This window comes from Pedobacter sp. WC2501 (assembly GCF_052682415.1).
Map to the genome: position 1 here is coordinate 3,961,759 of NZ_JBQZFI010000001.1, position 22,486 is coordinate 3,984,244.

24 protein-coding genes, 1 tRNA gene and 2 pseudogenes are annotated in these 22,486 nt (G+C 38.2%); 17 read left to right on the forward strand and 10 right to left on the reverse strand.

Going from position 1 to position 22,486, the window contains the following annotated elements; genetic code table 11:
• The first annotated feature begins 4 nt into the window (after positions 1–4).
• The 4 genes from ACUN24_RS16760 (at position 5) to ACUN24_RS16775 (ending at position 2,481) form a co-directional block, all read left to right on the forward strand.
• Positions 5–691: an SIR2 family NAD-dependent protein deacylase gene (locus ACUN24_RS16760; RefSeq protein WP_445563537.1), complete on the forward strand. Its 687-nt coding sequence runs from the start codon at positions 5–7 to the stop codon at positions 689–691.
• Positions 681–1,406 carry a Dph6-related ATP pyrophosphatase gene (locus ACUN24_RS16765; RefSeq protein WP_445563538.1) on the forward strand — a complete coding sequence of 242 codons (726 nt, stop codon included), beginning with the start codon at positions 681–683 and terminating at the stop codon, positions 1,404–1,406. Before ACUN24_RS16760 ends, ACUN24_RS16765 begins: the two co-directional genes overlap by 11 nt.
• 130 nt (positions 1,407–1,536) lie before the next feature.
• Positions 1,537–2,046, forward strand: a complete 510-nt coding sequence (locus ACUN24_RS16770; protein ID WP_193420701.1) for a YMGG-like glycine zipper-containing protein — start codon at positions 1,537–1,539, stop codon at positions 2,044–2,046.
• A 96-nt stretch (positions 2,047–2,142) separates the two neighbouring features.
• Complete coding sequence (locus ACUN24_RS16775) at positions 2,143–2,481, forward strand: Dabb family protein (RefSeq protein ID WP_193420702.1); 339 nt, start codon at positions 2,143–2,145, stop codon at positions 2,479–2,481.
• Positions 2,482–2,997: 516 nt separating this feature from the next.
• Here the strand turns inward: ACUN24_RS16775 and ACUN24_RS16780 are convergent.
• Both ACUN24_RS16780 and ACUN24_RS16785 read right to left on the reverse strand, forming a co-directional pair.
• Positions 2,998–3,249: a hypothetical protein gene (locus tag ACUN24_RS16780; protein WP_445563539.1), complete on the reverse strand. Its 252-nt coding sequence runs from the start codon at positions 3,247–3,249 to the stop codon at positions 2,998–3,000.
• Positions 3,250–3,265: 16 nt separating this feature from the next.
• Entirely contained in the window at positions 3,266–3,955 is a 690-nt protein-coding gene (locus ACUN24_RS16785; RefSeq protein WP_445563540.1) for a DUF3291 domain-containing protein, read from the reverse strand.
• A gap of 129 nt (positions 3,956–4,084) precedes the next feature.
• On the opposite strand from ACUN24_RS16785, the gene ACUN24_RS16790 reads away from it, so the two are divergent.
• From ACUN24_RS16790 to ACUN24_RS16825, 8 genes are all read left to right on the forward strand, one after another.
• Complete coding sequence (locus ACUN24_RS16790) at positions 4,085–4,564, forward strand: GAF domain-containing protein (RefSeq protein ID WP_193420704.1); 480 nt, start codon at positions 4,085–4,087, stop codon at positions 4,562–4,564.
• 13 nt (positions 4,565–4,577) lie between these two features.
• The gene (locus tag ACUN24_RS16795; protein WP_445563541.1) at positions 4,578–5,183 is read left to right on the forward strand and encodes a DNA-3-methyladenine glycosylase; all 606 of its coding nucleotides are present in this window, start codon (positions 4,578–4,580) and stop codon (positions 5,181–5,183) included.
• A gap of 53 nt (positions 5,184–5,236) precedes the next feature.
• On the forward strand, positions 5,237–5,725 hold the full coding sequence (locus ACUN24_RS16800; protein ID WP_445563542.1) for a pyridoxamine 5'-phosphate oxidase family protein: 489 nt from the start codon (positions 5,237–5,239) through the stop codon (positions 5,723–5,725).
• 65 nt (positions 5,726–5,790) lie between these two features.
• Positions 5,791–7,080 carry a kynureninase gene (gene kynU / locus ACUN24_RS16805; RefSeq protein ID WP_445563543.1) on the forward strand — a complete coding sequence of 430 codons (1,290 nt, stop codon included), beginning with the start codon at positions 5,791–5,793 and terminating at the stop codon, positions 7,078–7,080.
• Between the two features lie 13 nt (positions 7,081–7,093).
• The gene (locus ACUN24_RS16810; RefSeq protein ID WP_445563544.1) at positions 7,094–7,954 is read left to right on the forward strand and encodes a bestrophin family protein; all 861 of its coding nucleotides are present in this window, start codon (positions 7,094–7,096) and stop codon (positions 7,952–7,954) included.
• The gene (locus ACUN24_RS16815) at positions 7,954–8,856 is read left to right on the forward strand and encodes a histone deacetylase family protein (RefSeq protein WP_445563545.1); all 903 of its coding nucleotides are present in this window, start codon (positions 7,954–7,956) and stop codon (positions 8,854–8,856) included. Before ACUN24_RS16810 ends, ACUN24_RS16815 begins: the two co-directional genes overlap by 1 nt.
• A 42-nt stretch (positions 8,857–8,898) precedes the next feature.
• A complete protein-coding gene (locus tag ACUN24_RS16820) occupies positions 8,899–9,582 on the forward strand; it encodes a pseudouridine synthase (protein WP_445563546.1) in 684 nt (227 codons plus the stop codon).
• Between the two features lie 38 nt (positions 9,583–9,620).
• Positions 9,621–10,355 (forward strand): hypothetical protein, encoded by a 735-nt coding sequence (locus ACUN24_RS16825; RefSeq protein ID WP_445563547.1) that lies wholly within the window; start codon positions 9,621–9,623, stop codon positions 10,353–10,355.
• 264 nt (positions 10,356–10,619) lie between these two features.
• On the opposite strand, the gene ACUN24_RS16830 is transcribed toward ACUN24_RS16825, so the two are convergent.
• From ACUN24_RS16830 to ACUN24_RS16840, 3 genes are all read right to left on the reverse strand, one after another.
• Positions 10,620–11,990, reverse strand: a complete 1,371-nt coding sequence (locus ACUN24_RS16830; protein ID WP_445563548.1) for an MATE family efflux transporter — start codon at positions 11,988–11,990, stop codon at positions 10,620–10,622.
• A 299-nt stretch (positions 11,991–12,289) separates the two neighbouring features.
• Entirely contained in the window at positions 12,290–12,919 is a 630-nt protein-coding gene (locus ACUN24_RS16835) for an AlbA family DNA-binding domain-containing protein (protein ID WP_121284830.1), read from the reverse strand.
• 10 nt (positions 12,920–12,929) lie between these two features.
• Positions 12,930–13,415 (reverse strand): PaaI family thioesterase, encoded by a 486-nt coding sequence (locus tag ACUN24_RS16840; RefSeq protein ID WP_121284831.1) that lies wholly within the window; start codon positions 13,413–13,415, stop codon positions 12,930–12,932.
• Positions 13,416–13,737: 322 nt separating this feature from the next.
• Between ACUN24_RS16840 and ACUN24_RS16845 the strand changes: the two genes are divergently transcribed.
• The 3 genes from ACUN24_RS16845 to hemF all read left to right on the forward strand — a co-directional run bounded on the left by ACUN24_RS16845 (position 13,738) and on the right by hemF (position 16,285).
• Positions 13,738–13,947, forward strand: coding sequence for a coproporphyrinogen III oxidase (locus ACUN24_RS16845; protein ID WP_132397708.1), 210 nt, complete (start codon positions 13,738–13,740; stop codon positions 13,945–13,947).
• A 102-nt stretch (positions 13,948–14,049) separates the two neighbouring features.
• Positions 14,050–15,282: an MFS transporter gene (locus ACUN24_RS16850; protein ID WP_445563549.1), complete on the forward strand. Its 1,233-nt coding sequence runs from the start codon at positions 14,050–14,052 to the stop codon at positions 15,280–15,282.
• A gap of 109 nt (positions 15,283–15,391) precedes the next feature.
• Entirely contained in the window at positions 15,392–16,285 is an 894-nt protein-coding gene (hemF, locus tag ACUN24_RS16855; protein ID WP_445563550.1) for an oxygen-dependent coproporphyrinogen oxidase, read from the forward strand.
• Between the two features lie 118 nt (positions 16,286–16,403).
• On the opposite strand, the gene ACUN24_RS16860 is transcribed toward hemF, so the two are convergent.
• On the reverse strand, positions 16,404–17,105 hold the full coding sequence (locus ACUN24_RS16860) for an endonuclease V (RefSeq protein ID WP_445563551.1): 702 nt from the start codon (positions 17,103–17,105) through the stop codon (positions 16,404–16,406).
• A gap of 176 nt (positions 17,106–17,281) precedes the next feature.
• Between ACUN24_RS16860 and ACUN24_RS16865 the strand changes: the two genes are divergently transcribed.
• Entirely contained in the window at positions 17,282–18,946 is a 1,665-nt protein-coding gene (locus tag ACUN24_RS16865; RefSeq protein ID WP_445563552.1) for a DEAD/DEAH box helicase, read from the forward strand.
• 33 nt (positions 18,947–18,979) lie between these two features.
• On the opposite strand, the pseudogene ACUN24_RS16870 reads toward ACUN24_RS16865, so the two are convergent.
• The 4 genes and pseudogenes from ACUN24_RS16870 to ACUN24_RS16885 form a co-directional block, all read right to left on the reverse strand.
• A pseudogene (locus ACUN24_RS16870) lies at positions 18,980–19,198 on the reverse strand (Arm DNA-binding domain-containing protein); the annotation flags it as partial.
• 248 nt (positions 19,199–19,446) lie between these two features.
• Positions 19,447–19,519 (reverse strand) — tRNA-Lys (locus ACUN24_RS16875).
• 209 nt (positions 19,520–19,728) lie between these two features.
• A complete protein-coding gene (locus tag ACUN24_RS16880) occupies positions 19,729–20,427 on the reverse strand; it encodes an NUDIX hydrolase (RefSeq protein ID WP_445563553.1) in 699 nt (232 codons plus the stop codon).
• Positions 20,428–20,430: 3 nt separating this feature from the next.
• Positions 20,431–21,103, reverse strand: a pseudogene (locus tag ACUN24_RS16885) (HAD family hydrolase).
• A gap of 199 nt (positions 21,104–21,302) precedes the next feature.
• On the opposite strand from ACUN24_RS16885, the gene ACUN24_RS16890 reads away from it, so the two are divergent.
• Positions 21,303–22,454 carry an aldose epimerase family protein gene (locus ACUN24_RS16890; RefSeq protein WP_445563554.1) on the forward strand — a complete coding sequence of 384 codons (1,152 nt, stop codon included), beginning with the start codon at positions 21,303–21,305 and terminating at the stop codon, positions 22,452–22,454.
• Positions 22,455–22,486: the final 32 nt, after the last annotated feature.

The following is a 22,486-nucleotide window of genomic DNA, read 5'->3' on the forward strand; positions in this document are numbered from 1 at the left end:
TTATATGAAATTAGTTGTGTTAACAGGGGCAGGGATTAGTGCCGAAAGTGGGTTAAAAACATTTAGGGATGCTGATGGTTTGTGGGAAGGTTACAATATATATGATGTAGCTACGCCCGAAGCCTGGGAAAGAAATCCGGAATTGGTACAAGAGTTTTATAACGAAAGAAGAAGGCAAGTTTTAGCAGCAAAGCCTAACCAGGCACACCAGTTGCTCGCCGAGTTTGAAAAGGATTTTGACGTTGAGATCATCACTCAAAATATCGACGATCTGCACGAGAGGGCGGGTTCTACTAAAGTTACCCATCTCCATGGTGTAATTACCAGATCTCAATCAGATAGAAAAGCAAATTTAACCTATCCCATCATAGGTTCAGAAATCAAAATGGGCGAACGCTGCGAACTCGGTTCTCAGCTCAGACCCCACGTAGTTTGGTTTGGCGAAGCTGTTCCGATGATAGAAGTAGCGGCTAAACTTTGCAAACAGGCCGACGTATTTGCAATTATTGGTACATCATTAGCCGTTTATCCGGCAGCAGGCCTAATAGACTTTGTGCCATCTGTTATTGATAAATATATTATTGATCCTAAGACACCAGATGTAAAACGTTATAAAAACGTAATCAATATCGAGAAAAATGCAGTCGAAGGTGTTGCAGAACTAAAAGAACTGTTGTCGAATGCCAGATAAGAAGATTTGTGTTTTTAACTGGAGTGGAGGTAAAGACAGTACTTTGGCACTCCACTATGCCTTACTAGATCCAACGATAGAAATCCGTTACCTCATTACCACGGTCACAGAAAAGTACAATAGGGTATCCATGCATGGTGTCAGGGAAGCCCTGCTGATTAAACAGGCTGAAAGCATTGGTATTCCATTGTATCAGATCCGTTTAGGAGAGATGCCTGATATGGAAACTTACGACCGTACAATGAAACAACACTTAACTAAGTTTAAAGAAGAAGGCATTACCCATTCAATCTTTGGTGATATCTTTCTGGAAGATTTACGGAAATACCGCGAAAACAAATTAGCAGAAATAGGGATTACTGCAATCTTCCCATTGTGGCAGAAAGATACGAAAGAATTAATTGAAGAATTCTTAAACCTGAGCTATAAAACCATCATTGTTTGCACACAAGAAAATCTCGAAAAATTTTGTGGAAAAGTAATCAGTATGGATTTAATTAATCAATTACCTGCAGAAATTGACCCTTGCGGAGAAAACGGAGAGTTTCATACTTTCGCCTTTGAGGGACCAATATTTAGGAATAAAATCACTTTTACCATAGGTGAGAAGGTATTCAGAACTTATAATGCACCAATGAAAACGGATAAAAATGAAGATTCACCATGCTCAACCTCAGCACTTTCCGGCTTCTGGTATTCCGACTTAGTGGAATAATTTTCCATTTTCAAAACATTTTGGCATCATTTTTTCTTTAGTACTGGTAATTAACTAAATCACACATCCATTGAAACCTGTTTAGCGAGGTTAGGTAGCTGAACAAGTGTCATTTAAAAAATTAAAAGTTATGAAAAAGATATTGGTAGTAATCGCATTAAGTTCTTCAGTTTTATTTGCTTGTAACAATAAAGCAAAAGAAGAAGCTGCATTAAAACAACAACAAGCTGAAAAGGAATTAGCAATTAAAGCAGTGAAAGACAGTTTAAGGTTAGATAGCTTTAATAAAGCTGCTGCTGCAAAAGTGGAGCAGGAAAAAGAAGCTAAACACCAGGCAGAATTAATAGCAGCCAGAAAGGCAGGAGCAGCGTCGTCAAGATCATCAAGATCGTATGCAAGTTCTGGTGGTAGTTCAAGTGCTGCTTATGGTGGTACGCAACCAACTGCTAAGAAAAAAGGCTGGAGCGATGCCGCTAAAGGCGCAGTAATCGGTGGCGTTGGTGGTGCCGTTGGTGGTGCTTTAATCGATAAGAAAAAAGGTAGAGGTGCTATCATTGGTGGATTAGTTGGAGCTGGTGGCGGTTATTTAATCGGTAGAGGTGAAGACAGAAAATCTGGTCGCGTACAGCCTAAAAACTAATCTTTTTTTAAAAAGATATGAAAGTCTTGGTTTACATCAGGACTTTTTTTTATGTCTAATAAAAAATGATTAATATATTTAAAGAAAAAAGAACCCATGACAGAAATCCCTACCGCTGATAAAGGACAGATTCAACACTTCGTAATGTTTTGGTTAAAACCTCAACTGACTAAAACCGAAATCGCAGATTTCGCCAACTTCTTCGAAAGTTTAAAACCAATAAAATATATCAAGACATTAAGTTATGGACTAGCAGCTAATACGCCCGTTCGCCCTGTAACTGATAACTCTTTTACCTATTCTTTAACCATTACATTTGCCAACATTGCAGATCATAACGCGTACCAGGAAGATAAAACGCATTTAGATGCGGTAGAAAAATTCTCTCAAAACTGGTACAGGGTAGTAGTACACGATACAGTAGTTTCTGTTTAAAACCCATTTTGTTATTTCGTTTCAAACTGATAAATCTACATTTTAACCACGGATGCACACGGATAAACACAGATTTTATTTAATTGCAGCTTTATCTTGCCTAATGCCTAGAGATTTGTGTTTGATAAACAAAGGAGTTGTGGGGTAGGAACTGGTGATCGTCATTTCGACTGAAGCGCAGCGAATGGGGAAATCTTTAAACTAAGGTAAAAGATTTCTCCACTGCGGTCGAAATGAAGACTTTGGCATAGAATTTTTATGAAAGATGTTTTTTATAAAGTAATTCTTGTTCCATCCTAAAATCATTAAACCTCCCATTTATTTGGCTAAATCAAGCGTCAAAATTATATTTTGTATAATAACTCAAAAACCAATATATCAACAACTTACATTACTTTACCTTAATTAAAACTATCAATACGGACTTTATTTAATGGCAAAATGCCCTTAAATTCAGAATATAATTTCGAATTACATATTAATATACTGAAAATCAGATAATTGATATAATTATTTCTAATATTGATACCTGTTATATGCCGCTGTAAAGTCGGTGCGCATAATCTTAAATTTAGCGATAACAGTCTGGATAAATTCTTCATCCAAAATTTCGAATACATCATTTACCCCGCCTCCACTCAGGTCAAGCTCTGCCAATTTATAACTTTGCTCAAAAGTACCTTGCTCAAATTTCATGATGAATTTCTGGTTCATCGAAAAAATGGTAATCTTACATTCGGGATGTGGAAGTTCTGCTACTACTCTCATTTATTTTATATTTTATTTACGATTCAACACATACACCATTAAGCGTACCCCAACTATCTATAATAGCGAAACGGGCAAACAACTCTTCATTATACCATTTACGCTCCCTGGTGAGTTTAATAACGTCTGAATGATCGTGTGATTGATAGGCGTAAGCCTTCATGCTTTCAGCGCTTTCCCATATCGAAAAAGTAGCCTGATCAAAAAAGGGATTTTCACCAACTCCGGCAGAAAGAACAAACCCAGGAGCATTTCTCATGGCATTCGCTGCCCGTTTTATATTCTGCCTAAACTCTTTTAATTTATTAAATTTAATAGCTGCGCGGGTTATCACTGCTATTTTACCCTGGTGCTGACTCTTTGTTTTTGAAATTTTAAAAGGCTCTATTCCTGACCATAAGCCATGGCTGGATAAAGGGTTTAGTAAGATGGTAAAACTTTCAATTCCAAAAAAACTAAACCATTTCATCACAAAAGAATCATGATAGAAACTATCACAATCTATACGGTTATCCCAGGCTGTAAGTACCGCCCAGTGTTTATAATCTGGTGCAAGATCTACCTGAGCATCTTTTCCACTTCCCATTAATTTCCAAAACCTGCACTTTTTATTTAACCATAAAGGAAGCCTTAAAACCGCCATTCCAATAAAGGCAAAAGGGATGGTAAAGCCACGGAATTTGGTAATGGTTAATGCTACAATCATAAATTGGTGGTTGATTTGCCAAAACTAAGGAATTTAAAGATAGCTTATCGTTCAAATTTTCGTCATTAAAACCAAAGTTTATGTACATCTCACAAATCATGATTAACTTTGAATTACACAAAATAGAAAATGGCAGAAGATTTAGTTATTACCAGAGATACTTCAAAAGAAGAACAATATCAATCCATCATCCCTCAAATTGAAGCATTATTGCATGGCGAAACAGATTTTATCGCCAACCTGGCAAACGTTGCTGCAGCACTTAAAGAGCAGTTTGGTTGGTTTTGGGTAGGGTTTTATTTGGTAAAGCAGGATGAACTGGTACTTGGGCCTTTCCAGGGTCCTGTGGCTTGTACGAGGATTAAAAAAGGAAAAGGTGTTTGTGGATCTTCCTGGGCAGAAGCCAAAACCATCATTGTACCAGATGTGGAGGAATTCCCCGGACACATTGCCTGTGCGTCAGCTTCAAAGTCAGAAATCGTTCTGCCATTAATCGTTAACAGTGAGGTGATTGGCGTGCTTGATGTAGATAGCGAAGTGTTGAATAAATTTAATGAAACGGATCAACTTTATTTAGAGCAGGTTATCGCTATTTTGTTAAATAGATAATTTACATCTGATATTGAAATTAAAGCCAGAATATTACCTAAATGAGGATGTTGTAGGTCTTGCCAAAGATTTACTCGGTAAGGTTTTGTACACTAAAATTGGCGATGAAATTACTGCGGGAATCATCGTAGAAACAGAAGCCTATTTTGGAATAAAAGACAAGGCGTCTCATGCTTATGGCGGTCGCCGTACCAACCGCACCGAAACCATGTATGGTGCAGGTGGCATTGCCTACGTGTATCTTTGTTATGGTATGCATCATCTTTTTAATGTGGTTACCTCGATTGAAAATGATCCTCATGCCGTTTTGATCAGAGGTGTAGAGCCTTTGGTTGGTATAGAAATCATTGAAGAACGCAGGAATATGCCTTATACAAAGGGCGCTATTTCAGCGGGGCCAGGTTCTGCGGCAAAAGCATTGGGGATAGATAAAAGCTTTAACGCAAAAAATCTTTCTGGTGATGATATCTGGATCGAGAATCATGGTATCCGGTATAATGAAGAAGAAATCGCCGCCACTCCACGCGTAGGCATTGCTTATGCCAAAGAACATGCTTTACTTCCGTGGCGGTTTTTTGTAAAAGGTAATAAATATGTAAGTAAACCAAATAAGGTTTAATTCCCAGAAACATTTTACCGCACTTCCTGTTGTCTTTATAAAACAAAATAAAGATGAAAAACGAGAAAAACATAGCAATCCTTAAAGAAATGGCCGAAAGTGTGAGAACGTGTATGTTTACCACATTTTCCTCATCGGATGAATTTGGAAGCAGACCAATGGGCACTGCGAAAATAGAAGACGATGGTAGTTTATGGTTTTACACAAACGAATATTCGCTGAAATCAAAAGAAATTTCAAAAGAAAATAATGTGCTGTTAGCCTATAGCGATCCATCCAATAATACATACCTTACTGTTAAGGGCAAAGCTGAACTTGTGGATGATAAAGTTCGTAAAGAAGCGTATTTCTCACCATTCGTGAAAGCATGGTTTCCAGACGGAGTCGAAGACCCAAGATTAATCCTGATTAAAGTTACTCCGCAAGAGGCCGAATACTGGGATGCTTCATCATCTAAAATTGTTGTATTATTCAGCATGTTAAAAGCAGTTGTTACTGGTGATACGCCAGACTTAGGTAAGCACGATACAATTAAATTTTAAAAGCATTAAATAAATCGAAAAGCAGGATTGGGAACAATGCCTGCTTTTTTTGTAGTTTTGAGCCAATGAATTTCGAAAATAACTTATCATTCGCACAAACACTTGATGAAGCTGATCAGCTCCGTCGTTTCAGGTCTCAGTTCTTATTTCCAAACCACAACGGAAAAGATTTTATTTATCTGTGTGGCAATTCATTAGGACTTCAACCTAAAGTTGCATCTGAAGTTTTGAAAGGCCAGCTCGATAACTGGGCCAACTATGCTGTGGAGGGATGGTTTGATGGAAGCGAGCCCTGGATGTTCTATCATAAGGAGTTAAAAAAGTTAATGGCGCCAATTGTAGGTGCATTACCAGCTGAAGTTTGCCCGATGAATACTTTGACTGTAAATCTCCATTTGTTAATGGTTAGCTTTTATCAGCCCAAAGGCAAACGCTTCAAAATCATTATGGAAGGCGGAGCATTCCCATCCGATCAATATGCTATAGAAAGTCAGGTTAGGTTTCATGGTTTTGACCCAAAAGAAGCGATTATCGAAGTTTTTCCAAAAGAAGGTGAGGAAACACTCCGCACCGAAGATATCATAGCTAAAATCAAAGAAAATGCAGATGAAATCGCTTTGGTACTGTTCGGCGGTATTAATTACTATACCGGACAATGGTACGACATGGAAACCATTACCAAAGCAGGACATGAGATCGGGGCAATTGTAGGCTGGGATCTGGCGCATGCCGCAGGTAATGTTCCTGTAAAATTGCACGATTGGGATGTTGATTTTGCCTGCTGGTGCTCATACAAATATCAAAACTCAGGTCCGGGAGGAATAAGCGGAATCTTTGTTCACGAAAAACATTTCAGCAATAGCCAATTGAACCGTTTTGCAGGGTGGTGGGGCTACCAGGAAAGCAAGCGTTTTAAAATGGAAAAAGGTTTTGTTCCTGAAGCAGGGGCTGATGGCTGGCAGGTGAGCTGTACGCAGGTAATGCCAATGGCCTTATATCATGCTTCGCTACAGATTTTCGAAAAAGCAGGTTTCATAACACCATTAAGAGAGAAAAGTATTACTTTAACTGCTTATCTTGAATTTATTATAAATGAAGTGAATAAGGGTTTAGGATTTGATCAATATAAAATCATTACACCAAATAATCCTAAAGATAGAGGAGCACAGTTATCCATCATTGCCCAGCGTAGCGGTAAGCAAATTTTTGATGGTTTAATGGATAATCATGTACTCGGCGATTGGCGCGAACCCGATGTAATCCGTTTAAGTGCCGTGCCGCTTTATAACTCTTATGAAGATATTTACTTAGCCGGACAGGCGCTACTAAAAGTGAGTAAAGATATTTTAACGTAGAAAAGAATAAAAAATGATTAACTACAACCCTAAAGACTGGAGTACCTTCATTTTTCATATTGATAAAAGCGACACCTTTAGAAAGCTTTGGCCTTTAATGCTTGGGGTAGCTATATTTTCGGGACTTGTTGCTTATGCTGAATTGAATTACTTTCAGCTTTCTAAAACGAGTAATGTAACCAATATTGGTATGATGCATAGCTTATTGGGCTTTGTTTTGTCGCTTTTACTGGTTTTCAGAACAAATACGGCTTATGATAGGTGGTGGGAAGGCAGGAAACTGCTTGGATCATTAACCAATGTAAGCCGTAACCTCGCTTTAAAGATTAAGGCACTTAAACTAACTGATGAGGATGTTCGCTTTTTTGAATACGGTATTCCTAAATATGCTTTTGCGCTAAAAGAACATTTAAGAGAAAAAATGTATTTTGGGAAGAACAGTTTGTTGATAGAAGTTGAAGAAGGCAAACATGTTCCAAACCAGATAGCAGGTAGTTTAACCAACAGATTCTACGGGTTGTTAGAAAAAGGTTCGATTTCGCAGGAACAGTTTATTGTTCTTTCCAGTGACTTTAATCAGTTTACCGATATCTGTGGCGCCTGTGAAAGGATTAAAAACACGCCAATCCCGTTTTCTTACAGCGCATTTATTAAAAAATTTATTTTTGTTTATGTGATCACTTTACCATTTGGTTGGGTGTTCAGTTTAGGTTATTTTGTGGTGCCAATTGTTCCCTTTATTCTCTATGTATTAGCGAGTTTGGAGCTGATAGCTGAAGAAATAGAGAACCCGTTTGGCTATGATGCGAATGATCTTCCGGTAGATCAGATCTGCACCAATATCGAAAAACACATAGGAGAGATTTTAGGCTAATGATCAAGATTGCCTGGCATCCGCTTTACGCACACCCTTTACCTGAAGGGCATCGCTTTCCGATGTTGAAATATGAATTGATACCTGAACAGCTTTTGCACGAGGGAACTATAACATCGCATAATTTATTTAGCCCGGAGCCAGTTTCCGAAGATATTATACTCCTGTCTCACGAAAAAGCATATTGGGAACAGCTCAGGGATTTGACACTTTCAGCTAAAGACCAAAGACGGATAGGTTTTCCTTTAAATGCACAACTCTTAGAACGTGAACTGAGGATTACCCAAGGAACAATTGATGCTGCTCATTTTGCAATAAGTAACGGCATTGCCTTTAATGTTGCAGGAGGTACACATCATGCCGGCAGTAACTGGGGCGAAGGTTTTTGTTTATTAAACGATCAGGCTATTGCTGCTAATTACTTGTTAGCTAAAAAATTAGCCAATCGTATCTTAATTATTGATTTAGATGTGCATCAGGGAAATGGAACAGCAGAAATCTTTCGAAATGATCCAAGGGTGTTTACTTTTTCAATGCATGGCGATAAAAATTTCCCTTTTAGAAAAGAAATTTCAAGTTTGGATGTTCCTTTAGATGATGGCGTACAGGATGAAGCATATCTGTCGGCTTTAAATGTCAATTTGAAAAAAGCTTTCGAAAGAGCCAAACCTGATTTTGTATTTTATTTATCTGGGGTTGATGTGCTTTCTACAGATAAGTTGGGTAAACTCTCACTCAGCAAAGCGGCATGTAAGGAACGCGACAGGATGGTGCTGCAGGCCTGTCAAGATAAAAACCTGCCTTTACAGGTTAGTATGGGCGGGGGATATTCAGCAGATATTAAGGAAATCGTTGATGCGCATTGCAATACCTACCGCCTGGCTTTTGATTTATTTGCGTAAGCCATCCCACAAAAACCATAATATCCTTATCTTCGCGGCAATATGTTAGAGATCATTTATCAGGACGAAAATCTAATTGCAATTAATAAACCCCACGGATTGTTGGTGCATCAATCATCAATTGCCAGAGATGCGACAGAATTCGCACTTCAGTTACTCAGAGATCAGGTGGGGAAACATGTTAGTCCGGTTCATCGTTTAGATAGAAAGACGAGTGGAATCCTATTGTTTGCTTTTGATAAGGCGTCTGAAATCGCTATGCATCAGCAGTTTATGAAGGCAGAAACTGATAAGAAATATCTGGCTATCCTGCGTGGTTTCACGCCTGATGCTATGGATATCGACTATCCATTAGCTAAAGAAAACGGAACCATGCAAGATGCTTTTACCTCATTCATTACCCTTCAAAAAGCAGAGGTAGCAGTAGCTTTTGGTAAACATCCAACCTCACGATATTCACTGGTAGAGGCTACGCCTAAAACCGGTCGAATGCATCAATTAAGAAGACACTTTAGCCATATCTTACATCCAATTATTGGCGACAGGACTCATGGATGCAATAAACAAAACAAATTTTTTAAAGATCAGTGGGAGATGACCACCATGTTATTACATGCATCTGAACTAAAATTTGCACATCCAATCACTAAAGAAAGAATCCATTTAAAAGCTGGTTTGCACGACGAATTTAAGCGGGTAATGGATTTCATGAAAATGGATTACTAACACAATTTTTACCCTCAAAATCTGTTTATATAACATCTATGATTAAATACCTACGTTTTACACTCCCTGTTTTAGTGCTTTTCGCAGCCAGTTGTTCTTCAGTTTATATGCCAAACGTTCCAAATACGCCTATGTTAAGTAAACAGGGTGAATTTAGTGGCGGTGCGCACATTTCTTTAAAAGGTAATGCCAGTATTAATGGTGCTTATGCAGTTTCGGATCATATTGGTTTATTGTTTAGTGGTTCAAGAATGAACAGTGAAAGAAAAACCAAAGATTTTGGACATAAATTAATTGAGATCGGCGGTGGTTACTTTGATACCTTTGGTCCGGATAACAACCGTATTATTGAGGTTTATGCTGGCGTAGGTAAGGGTTGGAGTGACATTACCTACCGCGATTTTCAAAATGATATTCTCATCAGCAGTGAATTGCAAGAAGTAGATTACAGAAAAACGTTTTTACAGGTAAATTACAGTTCAAAAAAGAAAAACAACCTGCGTTTGTTTGGAACCGACTTCCCGATTAATTATGGTACTGCACTCAGAATTAGTCATATTAAAATGGACCGTTTCTTTTTAAATGGAGTTGTTCAACCAAAAGAAGACAATATTTTCTTTGAGCCGGTTTTCTTTACCCGCATGGCGCTGAGCAAAACGTTTCAGTTACAATATACCACGAGCAGTAATATTGGCCTAAAGAACCGTAAATACATGTCAGCTGGTAATTCTATTTTCACCATTGGTGTTGTGGTGAATGTTGGAGGGAAATAGCACCTGCTGTCATTCTGAGCACAGCGAAGAATCTGTTTGACTCAGCAGTGTACATTAACTTCAGCCTTCTGTTGAGCTTGAGAGAAGTCACAGAATCCACTATTCTTGGTTAAGGGATTCTTAGCTGCGCTACCATTTGACAGAATCTATCAGTACGGCCGTCATCCGATAGCTATAAGATGGAGCGAAGCGAAATAGAGAAATCTATCCATAAGAAATTCTGTTTGATAGATTTCTCCACTGCGGTCGAAATGACGAATTTATCTAAGGATGCATCTGCTCCACCTTCAAACTTCTCGTTTTATTTTGAAACCTTAAAAACAATAGGATAGAGGCTGTTAACAATCCTAATGTCAATCCATACCAAATGCCATTAACGCCTAAGTTAAAATGAAAACCCAATACATAACCAATAGGAATTCCAACTACCCAATAGGCTAAAAAAGTAATAAAGGTTGGAATGTTGACATCGCCTATGCCACGTAAAACACCTAATCCCACTACCTGGGTACCGTCAAACAATTGAAAAAAGCCTGCTATAATTAATAATTGCGCTGCAATTGGAATAACCGCAGCATCTTCCGTATAAATAAACGGCATCATGTTATTTGCCAGTACAAAAATTACCGCTGTACAACACATAAACAATAAAATAACATGATAACTCGCTATAGCAGATTTACGTAAATCGTCAAAATTTTTCTTTCCAAAGTTATTTCCGGTTTTAATGGTCGCTGCAGAAGCTACACCACTGGCAATCATATAAGTCATTGCGGCTAAACTAATGGCAATTTGATGTGCAGCCTGTTCTGTTGCACCAATGGTACCAATAAGCACTGCTGCTCCACTAAAAGCACTAATCTCAAAAGAATATTGCATCGCGACAGGCATTCCTATCTTTGCAATTTTAATTGCCCTTAATTTATCAAAAAACGTGACTTTGAAACTGGTCAGGTATTTTTTAAAATGCCGTGAGCGCAACACATAAAAACACATTACTGTAGCCATTAAAACCCGATCGATTAATGTGCTTAAACCTACACCGCTAACGCCCATTGATTTAATGCCAAACATACCTTTAACGAAAATAATTCCCAAGATGATATTGAGTGCATTTCCCCAGATCGAAACGAACATCGCCTGCTTGGTAAAGCCCAAACCCTCAGCAAACTGTTTAAAGGTCTGAAAAATCAATAATGGAATAATTGAAATTGATAAAAGGTTTAGATAGGGTTTTGCATACCGTACCACTTCAGGGGTTTGTTCAAGGCGATCAATAACATAAAATATTCCCAATTGAACGAGTATATATAAAAGTATGCCTATACAGATATTAATGATTAAACTATTTGATAGAAGCTTTCCGCATTCATCGTAATTCTGCCGACCGTTTTCTTGTGCGATAAGTGGCGTCAAACCATAAGAAATACCCAAGCCTATTACTAAAATAAGCATGAATATGCTATTAACCAGCGAAACAGCAGCCAATTGAATAGTATCCGTAAAATGACCTACAATAATACTATCAGCCATGTGTACCAAAGTATGACCAACCTGAGAACCTACAATTGGCAGTGCCAAGTGAAGATTTTCTTTATAATAAGGTTTATACCTGGTGTAAATTTTAGAAAACATAGTTTGCAAAGGTCGCGTTTTTAAAGCTCAAAAAGTAGGGATGTAGAAAAGTTAATCTCAAACGGTCGTCCTTTCGACTGAAGCAAAGCGGAATGGAGAAATCTAAAAAGATAGATTTTTCTTCCGAATTTCTGGGGCTGTGCTTCAGTAGAGATAGGGTAGCGCGAGGAATCGTCATTCCCAACTCGATAGCTATCTGGTCGATTGGGAATCTTAATGCCATAAGCCTAAAGATTAAGATTCCCACCTGCGCGGGAATGACGATTTTTCTAATTAAATTCTATTATAATTATATTCAACTACCTAACAGCTGTAAAATACTCTTCCTTTTCTGAAGTATGCGACTTAATTACATTGGTCAGGATTAAATTCACCAATACTTTTTGGGCTTTGCGGTACGAACTGCGTAATAGTTTGCTAAACTCTTTCAGTGTTATTTTTTCATTCTGTTCCAGGTATTCGAGCAGTTTTTTCTCGTTCTCCGAGTAAGAGATTAACACGCCGTCATTTTTATATTCCTGTTTAAGTACTTCAACAATAATCCGACTGGCTAAAACGCTTTTATCATCAATGCGGATATAAGCCCACCATTTTTTTTGATCATCAAGTGCATAATGCGGTTTGGTATCACTTTCAGGAATATTAACTACCAGCACTAATTTATCATCAACATAAATTTCCTCAAAGTAAGGTTCAATCGCAGGCTTACAAAACTGATGCGCAGAAGTTAAGATCATATATTTCTCTTCTTCTTCTGATTTTACACCTTTAATAGATCCATCATCGGCCACACCAATTAATAACTTCCCGCCTTTATTATTTGCAAAAGCAACCAAACTTTTGGCAATTTTCTCGGTATTGGTAATGGTTTTCTTAAAATCGAGCATAACGCCCTCACCCTGCAAAATTAAACTCTTAATACTCGGCATAATCTAAAAATTAGTAAGCAACTCTGGGCGTTTCGCCCTGATGCAGGTTTCGGATATATACTTCATTCATTACGGTCGCACACAGTTCACCATTCTTATTGGTTATTTCCATGGGGTAAGCCTTTACAAACTTTCCAATGGTTTTTAAGGCATGTTCTGCTTCAGCAAGCATGTCGTCAGTTACTGTTATAGTAAAATATAATGTAGAACGACCAGGTTTTAAATATTGTATAGAGGCGCTCTTTAACCACACACGTACTTTAAATCCCCGACGTTGCATCAACTGATCAAATAATAAGGCATAAAATGGGTCAGTAGCTGCATAAATAGTACCTCCAAAAATAGAACCGTTATAATTTTTATTCAGAAAACTCTTGCTAAGCTTAACTGTACAGCTTCTAAATTCATTTTCAAATCTCTGTACCCAAATGCGTTGAAAAAATAGGGGTGGGTAAAAACGCATTACCCATTTAAGGGTATTTTGAGAAATAATCATACTTACTAATATCAGAAAGTTTTATCATCTTTTAAAGTTTGTAAATCTTGTTTAAGTAATATTTTCTTTAATTATTAAAATATGTATGTTAATAATTTTGTATGTAATAACAACAGATTTGAGTAATCGTGACATAATTAATTTTAATTTAAAAATATATCTCAGGGCTCCTGAATAAATTAAAACCACGGATAAAAGTTAAATGTTTGCCCAGATAATCACTTAATAATCAATACTATATTATGAAAAATGTATTTTTCAAGAAAAAAAATAAAACCAAATTATTAAAAGGTTGTTAGGATGATAGATAACATTAAAAACTATGAAAAAAATAATCTTAAGTCTTGCTTTTGCGGGTTCTCTTATGATAGCCACATCAGCATGCAATTCGTCAAAAAATATGGCTGGTTCTTCAGACAGCACTAAAACGGATTCGACAACAACGGCACCAATGGATACAACATCTAAAAAAATGCCAGACACGACTACAAAAATGCCAACTGACACTGCAAAAAAGAACCCTACTATGTAGGATCTTAAAAGCCACTCTAACGCAGAGTGGCTTTTATTTTTAAAAATCTATTTTAAATATTTGTGTTATTGCGTACTTTCAGCGTTTAAACCAAATAATTAAATGGATTCTCAAGCAAAAACCGACAGCCGCAATGTAATTTTCTTAGTTATTGTAGCTGCTCTGGGCTATTTCGTCGATATTTACGATCTTGTTCTATTTTCTGTTGTAAGGGTAAAAAGTTTTACCGATATCGGTGTTTCTGCAGCACAAATGCGTACCGAAGGAGAGTATGTAATCAATATGCAGATGTTCGGCTTATTGCTTGGTGGCTTGCTTTGGGGGATCATCGGCGACAAATTCGGCAGAATCAAAGTATTATTTGGATCAATTTTAATGTATTCGTTAGCAAATTTAGCCAATGGTTTTGCTACGGATGTACATACTTATGCCATTATCAGACTTATAGCAGGTATTGGTTTGGCAGGGGAGTTAGGCGCAGGCATTACCCTTGTTACTGAAACCATGGACAAAGAAAAGCGTGGCTATGGCACTATGGTGGTGGCTGGTATCGGTTTATTAGGAGCAGCAGCAGCAGCCACAATCGGCAAACATTTTACCTGGCAAACCTCTTATTTTGTAGGTGGCGGCATGGGACTATTACTGCTACTTTTACGCGTTGGCACTTTCGAATCTGGAATGTTCAAACATGCTGAGCAAAGTTCAGAAGTTTCGAAAGGCAACTTTTTTATGCTTTTTTCTAACCGGAAGCGGTTTTTAAAATATCTAGCTTGTATCTGTTTAGGGCTTCCTCTTTGGTTTATTGTAGGGATTTTAGTTACTCAATCGCCAGAGATCGGAAAAGCACTTGGTGCAAAAGAACTGCTTAATGCCGGTACAGGCATTATGTACACTTACTTCGGTATCGCCATCGGCGACGTAGTATGTGGCTTCTTGGCGCAGGTATTAAAGTCCCGCAGAAAAACAGTCCTTATTTTTCAAAGTCTGTCGGTAATTACAGTAATTGTTTATTTAACCAGTACAGGTTTAACCGAAAGTAGTTTTATCCTGATCTGCCTGTTTATGGGCTTTGCAGTTGGCTATTGGGCAACATTTGTAACCATTGCCGCTGAACAGTTTGGTACTAACATCCGTTCGACCGTTACCACCACAGCGCCAAACTTTGTACGTGGGGCATTAATTCCGATTACATTTGTTTTCGAATTTTTTGTACACCGTTATAATATTGTTTCGGCCGGTTTTATTGTCATGGGAATTATTACCGTGATCGCCATGATTTCGGTGGTCTATTTAAAGGAAAGTTTTAATAAAGACCTTAATTATTTAGAACATTAGCTTTAGGACTAGGGACTAACAGCAATGTCAATAAAATGTACTATCTAAACATAAATCAATATAGCTGCTTTAATAGGGTTAAATTTGTACAGAAATAGAAAGAGCCGTCATGTTTAAAGAAGAAGTAGCAGCGAGATATAAGCAAATTCAGGATGAAATTTGCCGCGGATTGGAAATTGCCGATTGCAAAGGAAAATTTGAAGAAGAACTGTGGGAGAGAAGCGGCGGGGGAGGCGGACGTACGCGGATTATGCAAAATGGTGCAATTATCGAAAAGGGTGGTGTAAATTTCTCTGCTGTACATGGAAAGCTTCCCGAAGCGGTAAAAAAAGCCTTTAATGTGACAGAAGAAGACTTCTTTGCTACTGGTGTTTCAATTGTGATTCATCCAAATCATCCGCTGGTTCCAATTATTCATATGAATATCCGCTATTTTGAACTCAATGAAGAGACACGTTGGTTTGGTGGCGGTATTGATTTAACGCCACACTATGTTTTCGAAAACGATGCCCGTTTCTTTCACCATAAACTAAAACAGGCTTGTGACGATTTCGGTGTTGAGTTTTATCCAAAATTCAAAACACATGCCGATGATTACTTTTTCATTAAACACCGTGAAGAAACCCGCGGTATTGGCGGTATTTTTTACGATCGCTTAAAACCTGAAAACACCAATTTATCATGGGAACAGATTTTAGATTTCTCTATTAATATCGGCGAAACATTTTTGCCAATTTATACTGAATTAATCGACCGTAATCTGGATAAAGAATTTACTGAAGCACAGAAAGAATGGCAATACCAGCGCCGTAGCCGTTATGTAGAATTTAATTTAGTTTATGATTCTGGAACAAAATTCGGACTGGAAACCAACGGACGAATTGAGTCTATTTTAATGAGTTTACCACCACAGGCCAACTGGGGTTATAATGTTCAACCAGAAGTTAATTCTGATGAATATAAAACGTTGCAACTGCTTAAAAAAGGGATTAACTGGGTTTAAAATTATAGAAACTGTCGTCATTATAAGGTACGAAGCAATCTTAAAGCGCAAGCCATTAGCGAGCGTTGTAAGATTGCTTCGTAGGCTGAAAAAGCTTTCTCGCAATGACGACTGGCTTTTAAAACAAAGTTAGCGGTGCTGATACCTCGTGAAAACCAGCTTTTAGTTTTCCAATTCTAAAATCATTTACAATATTGTGGGCCATGCGGGTTGGTTCGGGAATGCGATAATTTCCGACACAGTTTTTAATGATCGCTAAGCTTTGATCAGCATTAATTAAATGACCGGCAGATACATAAACAGGTGCGCAATTGATTTTTGTTCTCAATGCAAAACCAAGGAGCTCAACTGCATTGTTTTTAATTTCTGTAGTGCTATATCTGACATTTTCTGGCTGATGATCTTTTCCGTGTAAGAGACTTTTTGCGCAGCCAATTGTGCTTTGATTAGCTAATATTCCAAAATGTGAAGCAACGCCCATACGGCGTGGATGCAAAATTCCATTGCCATCCAATACCACAACATCTGGTTTTTCGACTATCAACTCCCACACTTTTAATAATGCAGGCACTTCCTTGAAACCTAAAAATCCTGGCTTGTAAGGAAAATTAGTTTCATAAGTTTCTAAGGCGAATGATTTTAAAACCATTTCCGGGTAACTTAAGATTACAATTCCGGCATACATGGTCGAACTGTTTTTATTGAAAGAGATATCAGCGCCTGCAATGGTTTCTATTTTATCAAGCTGTTGAAACTTCAACTGTTTAGCCAGTTCAATCTGGTAAGCGGTAGCCTCCTCGAAACTATAATGATCATACATGGTTTTAGTACAAGTTAATGCTGTAAATTGTTTGATTAAACCTCATTGTAAGAGTTAAACTATCAGTGTGTGGGTTTTATTTTTAATAATGCGAAGAATGTGTAATAACAGGAAAGTAGTATTAAATTTCAATACTTTAACTATTTTAGAGGTATATACCAGATTTTGCCCTGAAAATGACGAGTATTGCCTTTTTTGATATCGAACTAAACACCACTGGCAAATTGTTGCTTGATATCGGCTGTGTTTTGTCAGATGGTACTGGTTTCCATAAAAATCACCCCGAAGAATTTGCACAGTTTATTACGCAGTGCGATTTTATTTGTGGACATAATATTGTGGCACATGATCTGGCTTACCTGCGAAGGCATTTTGGTCATCCAGAATGGGGCCTGGATAAGGCTATTGACATGCTGTTATTATCGCCTTTACTATTTCCGAGGCAACCCTACCATCGCCTGCTTAAAGATGATAAGGTACAAACAGAAGAACGCAACAATCCTTTAAATGATGCAAAAAAAGCGAGGGATCTGTTTTACGATGAGTTAAGCGCCTTTAGAGCACTAGATGATACATTTAAGGGCATCCTGTATGGACTTTTGCACAATCAAAGCGGCTTTGATAATTTTTTCAGGTATCTTAATTATGCCGCTCCAGTTAATAAAGAACAGTTGACGTCCAAAATCAGAGGCTTATTTCAAGGTGAGATTTGTAAAGAGAGTGAGCTCGATCATTTTATAGATGAAGATCCCGTTGCTTTGGCCTATACTTTAGCCTTGCTCAATTGCGATGATCGTTTCTCTATTACACCACCATGGGTATTAAAAAACTACCCAGATGTAGAGCGACTGTTTTTCCTTATGAGGAACAATCCCTGTTTGCAGGGATGCGATTATTGCAGTCGCGCTCATGATCCGCTGCTGGCTTTGAAAAAGCATTTCGTTTTTTCAGGCTTCCGCAAATATGGTGATGAACCGCTGCAGGAAGATGCTGTTAGGGCAGCTATCCAGGGGGAATCCATTTTGGCCGTATTTCCCACTGGTGGCGGCAAGTCTATCACTTTCCAGGTACCGGCATTGATGAGTGGCGAAAATGCCAAAGCGCTTACGGTTGTAATTGCGCCCTTACAGTCTTTGATGAAAGACCAGGTAGATAACCTGGAAAAGAAAGGCATTACAGAAGCCGTTACCATCAATGGGTTATTAGATCCGATCGATCGGGGAAAAGCTATTGAACGTATAGAAAACGGATATGCAAGCTTACTTTACATTTCGCCTGAGTCGCTCCGTTCAGTTACTATTGAACGATTGTTGCTCAAAAGAAAGATAGCCAGGTTTGTGATTGATGAAGCGCATTGCTTTTCATCCTGGGGGCAGGATTTTCGGGTAGACTACTTATATATCGGTGATTTTATCAAAAATCTGCAGCAAAAAAAAGGGCTCGATTATACCATTCCGGTGTCATGCTTCACGGCTACCGCAAAGCAAAAGGTAATTGAAGATATCCGGTCTTATTTCAAGGAGAAATTACAACTCGATTTAAGGGTATTCCGGGCTGATGCCTCGCGAACCAACCTGCATTACAGGGTTTACCAGAGAGATAATGAAGAGGAAAAGTATAGCCAGCTAAGAAGCATAATTGAGGAAAAGAATTGTCCTACTATTGTATATGTGTCACGTACAAAAAGGGCCAGGAAATTAGCCCAAAAGCTAACCAGCGATGGATTTGTAGCCAAAGCTTATCATGGTAATTTTAATGGCCTCCATAATGGTGTGTGGTTTTTCTGCCTTGCCCAGATACTTGCATTTAACGCCTTCAGCGGATATCTCTGCATCTTCTAAGCATAAAGCAGTATGGGCAGCAGTAACGCCCGCTTTCATTTTGTCGAGATAGGAATTTAAGGTTTTGGCATCTTCTTTTGTGCCGATCATGTGACCCGCTTTGGTGTTCCACAATTCCGGCTCACATTTTCTACTGGCGGACATTTCCACAGGTTTTCCGTCAACGGTAATCCTTAGATAAACAGGAACAGCACCTTTAACATAGTTTTTTGGTTTCTTCAGGTAGAAGAGCAGACTGAAATTAGTTTTCATAATCGACTGATTTAAAGTTAACAAAGTTAGCTTTGCAGTCTAATCGTATCAAGTCGTTCAATGATTGAACTTTCTGTAAGTCAATAACTTACGTTATTTTTAGTGAGTATACCACTTTGTAAAACTACTCACTGAATCACTCACTTTTTTTATGCGGTTTATTGCATATTTTGGAGTTTCCGGTAAACGAAAAAAGCTTGCAATCATTTGATTTGCAAGCTTTTACGTAGTTTTGATACTATCTTCTGTGATCCCGCTGGGATTCGAACCCAGGACCACTACATTAAAAGTGTAATGCTCTACCAGCTGAGCTACGGAATCATTTCCTTTTGTTTAAGGAGGTGCAAATATAGAGATAAATCCTTTCTTTGCAAATGTTTTTACAAAATGTTTTAGGCCTTTATTGTTAAAATAAAGTTATCAGTTTGTAACCTCTTGATTTTAAAATGGCTAAGCACCAGAAATAATTTTCATCTTTTAAAAATAAAAAGTTAACAAAGCTAAATAGGGGTGTGCTTACCCGGAATTTATTATTTAACCGGCTTGGGTATAAAGTTCAAAAACGACTGAAACTGTGCTTTATGTTTGTTTTTATCCAGTTTAAAATAAAAAGCACCACGTCTGGAGTTCGATTTATCTTTTTCTGCTTGTTTGATTAATAAACCACTGGCTGTAATTTTACGGATAAAGTTGCGGTTATCAATCGGTGTATCGTACACCTGTTCGTATAAAGCCTGCAGTTGTGGTATGGTAAAGCGTTTGGGTAATAACTCAAACAAAACAGGGTGGAGGGCGGCCTGGTAACGGATTTTATCCATCGCTGCTTTAACCATAACGTTATGGTCGAAAATCAGTTCAGGTACTTCTTTAAGTGTAAACCATTCGGCATGGAACTGATCATTAATCTGTTTACTGTATTTATTGATATCGATCAGGGCAAAATACACTACTGATACCGTCCGCTCAATCGGATCACGGTCTGGGCTACCATAAGCATGCAGCTGCTCTAAATATACATCATGCAGGCCCGTAAGTTCCAAAAGGATTCGCTTCGCAGCGCCATCCAGGTTTTCGTTTTCGCCGATAAAACCGCCCATTAAGCTCCATTGATCTTTTATTGGTTCAATGGCTCTTTTAATAACCAAAAGTTTCAATTGTTCGCCGTCGTAACCAAAAATAATACAGTCTACGGCAACCAATACGGGTTTTTGATTTAAATATTTTCTCATGTTTTAAAAAAGCAGGTTTAATTTAGTATCGTTGTAATCGGTAATATAGCCCAAAATATTTGGATAACCATCAAATTCTTCCAGGCTATGTGTAGTCGTTAACACCAGGCATTGCATACCTGCGTTCAAAGCCGATTCTACACCTTTAGGTGCGTCTTCAAAAACCAGGCAATCGGCTTGTGCAACACCCAGGGCAGCTGCAGCCTTTAAAAAGGTTTCCGGATCGGGTTTGCTTATTTGTACATCATCGGCACTTACAATGGCATCCAGGTAATGGCGGATGTTTAAACCATCTACCACAAAATCGATATTAAAAGGAATAGCTGCGGAGCCAATGGCCATCGGAATCTGTGCAGTCTTAGCCCGCTCTAAAAAGTTATCCAAACCTGCTATCAGAGCCAGATGCGGCAAATATCCTTCTTGGTAGCGCTTTTCTTTATCTACCGAAAGACGTTCTATTTCTGCAGGACTAAACTTATCCTTACCAAAAACACGCTCCAGTACTTCGTGGTTTTTACCGTACATTTCTTTTTTTACATTTGCCGTAATCCAATGCCGCACCTAAATCTTCGGTCATAATACTGTACCAGGCTAACGTATGGTATTCCATATCGTTAATCATGGTTCCATTTAAATCAAAAAGAAGAGCTTTGGGCTTGAAATTAAAATCGTGCATAGTGTTGCTAAATTATATGATTTTTTTTGATGTTGGGAATGATGATCAATATTAACAGAAATAATATTATAATCGTTAACCCGACGTTAATTATTTTTACTACTTTAGCTGTAACCAAAAATAAATCTATATGCAAGCATCAGGAGTTTTGCCAGGTAAAATTCACGATTGCTTCATCAACTTAAAACAATAATAACTGATGAAAAAACCATTTCTTAAGGCATTACCATTGGCTACCTTGTGTGTAGCCCTTGCTTTTAGTGCATGTAATCCTAAAACCGATAAAGGTGCAACAAGCAATACACAGCAAGATTCGTTAAAATACAGCGCGACCATTGATGGTAAAGCGGTTAAACTTTACACGTTGAAAAACAAACAAGGTGCTTCGGTATCGATTAGCAATTTCGGCGGCAGGGTAGTTTCCTTGTTGGTGCCAGATAAAAACAACAAACTAACCGATGTGGTACTCGGCTACGATAGCGTGGGTGCTTACCGTAAAAAAGGTGAACCATTTTTCGGCGCATTGATTGGCCGCTACGGAAACCGCATTGGTAAAGGTAAATTTACTTTAGATGGAAAAGAATACCAGTTACAGCTTAACGATGGCGTAAATACCTTGCATGGCGGTACTGATGGCTTTTTCGGTAAAGTATGGGATGCCAAACAACTGGATAGTACGAAGCTTGAGTTGAGTTACGTTTCTAATGATGGCGAAGCTGGTTACCCTGGTAAGTTGGATGTGAAAGTAACCTATACTTTAACCGACGATAATTCACTGCAAATTGATTACGCGGCTACTACTGATAAAACAACTATTGTAAACCTGACCAACCACGCTTATTTTAACTTAAACGGTGAAGGCGACAGTACCATTTTGGATCACGAACTAATGATTGACGCCAATACTTACACGCCAGTTGATTCGACCCTGATTCCAACCGGAAAATTGCAACCTGTTGCGGGTACAGCTTTCGATTTTAACAAAGCAAAACTAATTGGCAAACAAATCGGCGATAACGACGAGCAGTTAAAATTTGGTAAAGGTTACGACCATAACTTTGCCTTAACCCACCACGATGGTAAAACACCTGTAGCTGTGATAAAAAGCACTAAAACCGGTATTGTTTTATCAGTGATCACCACCGAGCCTGGCTTACAGTTTTATAGTGGTAATTTCTTAACCGGGGCGGATAAGGATGGTAAAGGTGGTAAATCTTACCCACACCGTTCAGCTTTCTGTTTGGAAACGCAACACTTTCCTGATGCACCAAACCACCCGAATTTTGCTTCAACGGTACTTAAACCGGGCGAAACCTATAAAACGAGTACCACTTACAAGTTTTCGAAATAAGGTTAACGGGTTGTATCAAATATAGAATTGTC